This is a genomic window from Shigella sp. FC1544 (assembly GCF_001722145.1).
GTDB lineage: Bacteria > Pseudomonadota > Gammaproteobacteria > Enterobacterales > Enterobacteriaceae > Escherichia > Escherichia coli.
Genome location: NZ_MECT01000113.1, coordinates 1 through 6,525, shown reverse-complemented (window position 1 = coordinate 6,525; position 6,525 = coordinate 1). Strand labels below are relative to the sequence as shown.

The 6,525-nt window shown below is 48.1% G+C and carries 7 protein-coding genes, 1 tRNA gene and 3 pseudogenes; 5 read left to right on the top strand and 6 right to left on the bottom strand.

What is annotated here, in order from left to right:
• From BGK49_RS08195 to csgG, 4 genes and pseudogenes are all read left to right on the top strand, one after another.
• Nucleotides 1-300 (top strand): annotated as a pseudogene (locus tag BGK49_RS08195) (IS1-like element IS1X2 family transposase); the annotation flags it as partial.
• Nucleotides 301-317: 17 nt separating this feature from the next.
• A pseudogene (gene csgE / locus BGK49_RS08190) lies at nucleotides 318-593 on the top strand (curli production assembly/transport protein CsgE); the annotation flags it as partial.
• Between the two features lie 24 nt (nucleotides 594-617).
• On the top strand, nucleotides 618-1,034 hold the full coding sequence (csgF, locus tag BGK49_RS08185) for a curli production assembly/transport protein CsgF (RefSeq protein ID WP_001264094.1): 417 nt from the start codon (nucleotides 618-620) through the stop codon (nucleotides 1,032-1,034).
• Nucleotides 1,035-1,060: 26 nt separating this feature from the next.
• Nucleotides 1,061-1,894 (top strand): annotated as a pseudogene (gene csgG / locus BGK49_RS25850) (curli production assembly/transport protein CsgG).
• Nucleotides 1,895-1,957: 63 nt separating this feature from the next.
• On the opposite strand, the gene BGK49_RS08170 reads toward csgG, so the two are convergent.
• The 4 genes from BGK49_RS08170 to ghrA all read right to left on the bottom strand — a co-directional run bounded on the left by BGK49_RS08170 (nucleotide 1,958) and on the right by ghrA (nucleotide 4,859).
• Nucleotides 1,958-2,449, bottom strand: coding sequence for a DUF1097 domain-containing protein (locus tag BGK49_RS08170; protein ID WP_001297187.1), 492 nt, complete (start codon nucleotides 2,447-2,449; stop codon nucleotides 1,958-1,960).
• 101 nt (nucleotides 2,450-2,550) lie between these two features.
• On the bottom strand, nucleotides 2,551-3,105 hold the full coding sequence (ycdY, locus tag BGK49_RS08165; RefSeq protein ID WP_001001902.1) for a molecular chaperone YcdY: 555 nt from the start codon (nucleotides 3,103-3,105) through the stop codon (nucleotides 2,551-2,553).
• A gap of 23 nt (nucleotides 3,106-3,128) precedes the next feature.
• On the bottom strand, nucleotides 3,129-3,866 hold the full coding sequence (ycdX, locus tag BGK49_RS08160) for a zinc-binding phosphatase (RefSeq protein WP_000283664.1): 738 nt from the start codon (nucleotides 3,864-3,866) through the stop codon (nucleotides 3,129-3,131).
• 54 nt (nucleotides 3,867-3,920) lie between these two features.
• Nucleotides 3,921-4,859, bottom strand: coding sequence for a glyoxylate/hydroxypyruvate reductase GhrA (ghrA, locus tag BGK49_RS08155; RefSeq protein WP_000351343.1), 939 nt, complete (start codon nucleotides 4,857-4,859; stop codon nucleotides 3,921-3,923).
• Nucleotides 4,860-5,092: 233 nt separating this feature from the next.
• Here ghrA and BGK49_RS08150 point away from each other — a divergent pair.
• Nucleotides 5,093-5,180: transfer RNA gene (locus BGK49_RS08150), tRNA-Ser, on the top strand.
• 270 nt (nucleotides 5,181-5,450) lie between these two features.
• Here BGK49_RS08150 and BGK49_RS08140 read toward each other — a convergent pair.
• On the bottom strand, nucleotides 5,451-6,125 hold the full coding sequence (locus BGK49_RS08140) for a DUF2726 domain-containing protein (RefSeq protein WP_024259631.1): 675 nt from the start codon (nucleotides 6,123-6,125) through the stop codon (nucleotides 5,451-5,453).
• Nucleotides 6,126-6,333: 208 nt separating this feature from the next.
• On the bottom strand, nucleotides 6,334-6,525 hold a 192-nt coding region (locus BGK49_RS08135), incomplete at its 5' end, for an IS1 family transposase (RefSeq protein WP_000718190.1).

Below are 6,525 nucleotides of genomic sequence, written 5' to 3'. Positions count from 1 at the left end.
ACGGTTGTGGCGCACGTCTTCGGTGAACGCACTCTGGCCACACTGGAGCGTCTTCTGAGCCTGCTGTCGGCCTTTGAGGTCGTGGTATGGATGACGGATGGCTGGCCGCTGTATGAATCACGCCTGAAGGGAAAGCTGCACGTTATCAGCAAGCGTTACACTCAGCGCATTGAGCGACATAATCTGAATCTGAGACAACATCTGGCAAGGCTGGGACGGAAGTCACTGTCGTTCTCAAAATCGGTGGAGCTGCATGACAAGGTCATCGGGCATTATCTGAACATAAAACACTATCAGTAAGTTGGAGTCATTACCCTATTGGCCATGATTTTTACCGAGCCTTTAGTGATAAATGAGAAAGTGACTATACGGGTAACTTAACGATTAATGAAAGGCCCAGTGCACGATGGGGAAGCTGGATCGCTATAACGGTCAATCAGGACGTTATTTTCCAGACTTTTTTATTTCCGTTGAAAAGAGACTTCGAGAAAACTGTCGTCTTTGCACTGATTCAAACTGAAGAAGCACTAAATCGTCGCCAGATAAATCAGGCGTTATTAAGTACGGGCGATTTGGCGCATGATGAATTCTAAATAAAAAATTGTTCGGAGGCTGCAATGCGTGTCAAACATGCAGTAGTTCTACTCATGCTTATTTCGCCATTAAGTTGGGCTGGAACCATGACTTTCCAGTTCCGTAATCCAAACTTTGGTGGTAACCCAAATAATGGCGCTTTTTTATTAAATAGCGCTCAGGCCCAAAACTCTTATAAAGATCCGAGCTATAACGATGACTTTGGTATTGAAACACCCTCAGCGTTAGATAACTTTACTCAGGCCATCCAGTCACAAATTTTAGGTGGGCTACTGTCGAATATTAATACCGGTAAACCGGGCCGCATGGTGACCAACAATTATATTGTCGATATTGCCAACCGCGATGGTCAATTGCAGTTGAACGTGACAGATCGTAAAACCGGACAAACCTCGACCATCCAGGTTTCGGGTTTACAAAATAACTCAACCGATTTTTAAGCCCCAGCTTCATAAGGAAAATAATCATGCAGCGCTTATTTCTTTTGGTTGCCGTCATGTTACTGAGCGGATGCTTAACCGCCCCGCCTAAAGAAGCCGCCAGACCGACATTAATGCCTCGTGCTCAGAGCTACAAAGATTTGACCCATCTGCCAGCGCCGACGGGTAAAATCTTTGTTTCGGTATACAACATTCAGGACGAAACCGGGCAATTTAAACCCTACCCGGCAAGTAACTTCTCCACTGCTGTTCCGCAAAGCGCCACGGCAATGCTGGTCACGGCATTGAAAGATTCTCGCTGGTTTATACCGCTGGAGCGCTAGGGCTTACAAAACCTGCTTAACGAGCGCAAGATTATTCGTGCGGCACAAGAAAACGGCACGGTTGCCATTAATAACCGAATCCCGCTGCAATCTTTAACGGCGGCAAATATTATGGTTGAAGGTTCGATTATCGGTTATGAAAGCAACGTTAAATCGGGCGGTGTTGGGGCAAGATATTTTGGGATCGGTGCAGACACGCAATACCAGCTCGATCAGATTGCCGTGAACCTGCGTGTCGTCAATGTGAGTACCGGTGAGATCCTCTCCTCGGTGAACACCAGTAAGACGATACTTTCCTATGAAGTTCAGGCCGGGGTTTTCCGCTTTATTGACTACCAGCGCTTGCTGGAAGGGGAAGTGGGTTACACCTCAAACGAACCCGTTATGCTGTGTCTGATGTCGGCTATCGAAACAGGGGTCATTTTCCTGATTAATGATGGTATCGACCGTGGTCTGTGGGATTTGCAAAATAAAGCAGAACGGCAGAATGACATTCTGGTGAAATACCGCCATATGTCGGTTCCACCGGAATCCTGACAGATAAAAAAGCCGGAATTATCATCCGGCATTTTACTGTTTAAGCGAAAGCGTGAGTGCCCCTCACGCTTTATTTTTGATTTCCTGCTCACGGTGAGCCGTCTTTGCACTACGCGCCGCCAGCCACAGGCCGCTGTTTTTCATTGCGTAACCAAATACCAGCCCAAGCGCCAGCGAAGGTAACACCAGTTTCCAGTCACCCTGCCCGGCAAACGTCGCGCATGCGCCTATAAACGTCCCCGGAACAAATGAAAGCAGCAGCTGTTTGGCCTGAATACACATCAGAAACGCCACAATACCGGTTATGACATAACCGAGAATTTCCAGATGTGGTGCCAGTGCACTACCGTAAATAATGACCATCGCCCACACCACGCCACTAAGCAGGGTTGCAGCGGAGATCGCCAGCCCTTTCAGCCCACCTTGCGGGCAGGCAAAGTAGGCCGTACAGCCCAGGAAGCCCGCCCAGCTTAGTAAGCCCAGGGAAACAGCCACCCATCCCCAGATACCGGAGAGAATACCTGTTGTGATTGCAATAGAGAGAAGTATGTTCATGCCGCGCATGATAGCAGAAAACGCGGCCATGAATGAGATCGAGCACACATTTTATGCAACAACAAATTATCTGTTGCAGTTATGAGTGACGATGATCACATTTACTCTTCAGAATCTTCTTCCAGCTCGTCCCACATTGCACTAATGGCATCACGGGTTAGCGGTGCCATGGTGCGCCAGAAAGGCGTGGTTGCATGGGCCTCCACTTTGCCGAGGAACGCACCACACCAGGGTAACAGATACTCACTGAACAGTGTTTCCAGTGCTTCGCTCTCATCTTCCGTTGACTGATCTTCCAGCCAGGAAGCCGCAAGCAGCAATGTGCCGATGTGATCGGCTGGCGTATCCGCCAGTGGCATCCCTCGTTCGGAAAGAAAAGCGCGCACTTCTGCTTCCGTTGCGTCCTCAACCCATGCGCTACGATATGGCGGCACGGCACATTCATCGCCGATAAACAACGCATTGTAATCGGCAGAGACTTGCGCCATATCACAGCTTTTCTGTAAACGCGTCAGTAACTCATCCTGCTCCAGTGGCCAGTTCGCAGCCAGTTTCCCCTCACGAATCAGGGTAAACAGCGGCACCAGTAAAGGATCTTGCGGTTGGCGGTAATAGAGCGAACCCAGCACACGACAGAGGATAGAAAACTCGTTCATTAATATATTTCCATTACTAGTAATTAAAGGTCTGCAAATTCCGCAATCGGTGCCATACCGCGAGATTCAAGGAAGTTCAGTAAGCGGCGCGGAGAAACATTCAAAATGCGCTCTGGCGGAAAATCTACCGCGTCGAGGATTTTAAGACACTCTTCAAATTCCCCCATGGTAAACGCGGTGTGAGAATCCGAGCCTAATGCCACCCAACCTCCAGCATCACGTACCGCTGCGGCTACCGCACGACAGTTGTCTTCACTGCCCTTACGTGAGTGTAAAAATGAAGAATTATTGATTTCCAGCGCCACCTGATGTTTCGCGGCTGCTTCAGCAACGGCTTTCACATCTATTTCATATTTGGGATTTCCGGGATGGCTTATTATATGCACATTGCCGCTGGCGATAGTGGCGATCATCGCTTGTGTATTGGTCGCTTTGTCATGTGGTGCAAAAACCGGCTCATGAAAACCGGCAATAATCAGATCCAGCGAGTCAAACATTTTACCGCTGCAATCAATTTCACCATCAACATTTTTAATGTTAGCTTCGATGCCGCGCAGGATCCCTACCCCATCAACCACTCGCGGCCAGATACGCATGTTAATGAAGTGCCAGTGATGCGGAGCATCTTCCATATCCGGGCCATGATCGGTGATCGCAAAAAGTTTAATGCCCTTTTGTTTGGCCTGGGCAATGTAATCACTCAATGTGCTATATGCATGTGTGCTGGCAACGGTATGCATATGAAGGTCGACGGGATACATAACTCTCTCCTGTATTCAATTCCCGCCAAGGATAGCAGGAATCCTGATGCTTTATTAGTAGCCGCGTGCGCGGTCGACTTGCCCGCAGACCCTCTCCCCTTTTTCGAGCTGGGCAATGGTGCGAGAAATGTACTCCACAGCTTCAGCGGGACGGGTAATCGCGGCGACATGTGGTGTTATCGTCACGTGTGGATGTTGCCAGAGCGGACTTTCAGGCGGTAAGGGTTCACGATTAAAAACATCCAACATTGCGCCTTTAACTTTGCCGCTATCCAGCGCCGCGAGCAGGTCATCTTCCACAACATGAACACCACGCGCCAGGTTGAGGAGATACGCGCCATCCGGTAATTTTTCGAGTAATTGTTGATTAATAATGCCGACGGTTTCAGGGGTATTCGGTAACAAATTAATCAATACCCGACATTGGCTCAGAAATGCAGACAGTTCTTCCCGTCCGGCAAAGCTTTGCACGCCAGGCCACGATTTACGGGTTCGACTCCAGCAACGCAGCGGAAAGCGCCAGGTTTGCAGACTCTGAGCAACTTTACTGCCCAGTACGCCTGCGCCCAAAATGCCGATGGTAAAATCTTCCCAATGATATTCAGGCAGCGGTTGCCAATGCGAACTATTTTGCTGGATGCGATAATCGTCAAAACGTCGAAACCAATGCAGCACCTGACTGACAGCATATTCCTGCATTTGCTCGCCCATACCAGTATCTTCCAGGCGAAAAAGTGGAACAGAAGGGTTCAGCATTTCAGGGTGTGCCTGTAGCTTGCTCAAAATAGAATCAACACCGGCCCCGAGTGCGAACACCGCTTTAAGATCGCGCCCTGCCAGCATTTCAACAGGAGGATGCCAGACTAAAGCATAATCAGCAGAGTCATTATCTCCGCTTTTCCATGCTCTGACTCTTGCCTGAGGAATAGCTTTGCGCAGTGCCTCAATCCACCATTGGGTATCGAACGTTGAGTGATAAAAGATGATATCCATACTGACTCCCGAAAAGCGTTGTGCGAAATTTATTCGCACTTATCGTTATGATCTACAAAGGCCACCAGCATAACAAATCCGTGGTCGGTGGCAAAAAAAGCAGATTTCGCTTATTAAAACCACACATTGATTGAAGTTTGAATAAACGCGCGATTTTTTCAAAAAGTTTGTTGACCTCAGGTCATGATTTCCCTAAATTAGCGCCCGTTCCAGCAAGACAGGAACAACAATTTGGTGAGGTGTCCGAGCGGTTGAAGGAGCACGCCTGGAAAGTGTGTATACGGCAACGTATCGGGGGTTCGAATCCCCCCCTCACCGCCATATTTAAAGAAGAGCTCGTACGAAAGTACGGGCTTTTTTTTCGTATATTGCACACACCGGGGGGATGAGAAGCCCCGACCGGGATCGACAACTGGCGACAGCCAGTTGGACAGACCGTGAACGCAGTGAGCGGGCTGCCCGCAGGGCGAGCGAAGCGAGTCAATCCCCCCCTCACCGCCATCTTTAAAGAAGAGCTCGTACGAAGGTACGGGCTTTTTTTCGTATATTGCACACACCGGGGGGATGAGAAGCCCCGACCGGGATACTTAGTTAATGCACCGATTCACTCTTTGTCGCCGCGACTAATGGGCGAATTTTGTCACGAGTCTCCCAGACCGGAGGAATTTCCTCCAATTTAGTGACAGAAGCTCGTACAAAAGGCACCCGTGCAAGAGTCATAATTGTATCCAACCAACGGTCACGAATAATGCGATCCGCCCTTTCATGACTCGGGTCATCCAGCTCAATAACACAGACTATTTTATTGTTCTTCTTTGAAACCAGAACATAATCCATTGCCATGCCATTATAACGCTTTCTTTCTTCTTCGCTAAACTCAGGTTGTTCTGGAAAGTTGATCAAGCGCCCCTGAGAGACCTGGCAATGGATATGACAATAATGTCCAAACCATTTTTCCAGATTATCGAAATACATTTTTTCACAACGAGTGATTAACCACTCTTTTCTTTCCAATAAAATACCTTCGGCAACCATTCCCTGAAATAACTCATCTCGCTCTTGCCAACGAGAGTCACGATAGGTTTTCTGCGGTATATAGCTCCTTGTCGACGCCTTAGCGGCAGGGGAAGTTGCAGATGAAGGGACGGGTTGCGATTTAGCGATGATTACCGATGAGGCAACTTTTCGGAGTGTCAATTTTCTGGCAACAGCAAAACCGGCGATAAATGCAATTGTCAAACAAGTTACAAAAGCCATAAAGCTCATAATTAATTTTCACCTATCCATGTTGATTATATTTCATTACCAATGTTACTCGCTGCAGCGTGTTACATGCCAACAATGCAACGATCAATATATAGTTAGTATCATGTTTTGATTATTACAACCATCCCTATTTAGCCATTGCGGCTTGCCTTCCACAAAAAAATAACAACACACAATATTAGCAAAGAATTAAGGTAATGACTCCAACTTATTGATAGTGTTTTATGTTCAGATAATGCCCGATGACTTTGTCATGCAGCTCCACCGATTTTGAGAACGACAGCGACTTCCGTCCCAGCCGTGCCAGGTGCTGCCTCAGATTCAGGTTATGCCGCTCAATTCGCTGCGTATATCGCTTGCTGATTACGTGCAGCTTTCCCTTCAGGCGGGATTCATACAG

What these genes read in the sequence shown, in the direction of transcription:
- csgF (WP_001264094.1), top strand. Translation starts at nt 618, where the DNA reads ATGCGTGTCAAACATGCAGTAGTTCTACTCATGCTTATTTCGCCATTA.
- ycdX (WP_000283664.1), bottom strand. Translation starts at nt 3,866, where the DNA reads ATGTATCCCGTCGACCTTCATATGCATACCGTTGCCAGCACACATGCA.
- ghrA (WP_000351343.1), bottom strand. Translation starts at nt 4,859, where the DNA reads ATGGATATCATCTTTTATCACTCAACGTTCGATACCCAATGGTGGATT.
- BGK49_RS08140 (WP_024259631.1), bottom strand. Translation starts at nt 6,125, where the DNA reads ATGAGCTTTATGGCTTTTGTAACTTGTTTGACAATTGCATTTATCGCC.
- BGK49_RS08170 (WP_001297187.1), bottom strand. Translation starts at nt 2,449, where the DNA reads ATGAACATACTTCTCTCTATTGCAATCACAACAGGTATTCTCTCCGGT.
- ycdY (WP_001001902.1), bottom strand. Translation starts at nt 3,105, where the DNA reads ATGAACGAGTTTTCTATCCTCTGTCGTGTGCTGGGTTCGCTCTATTAC.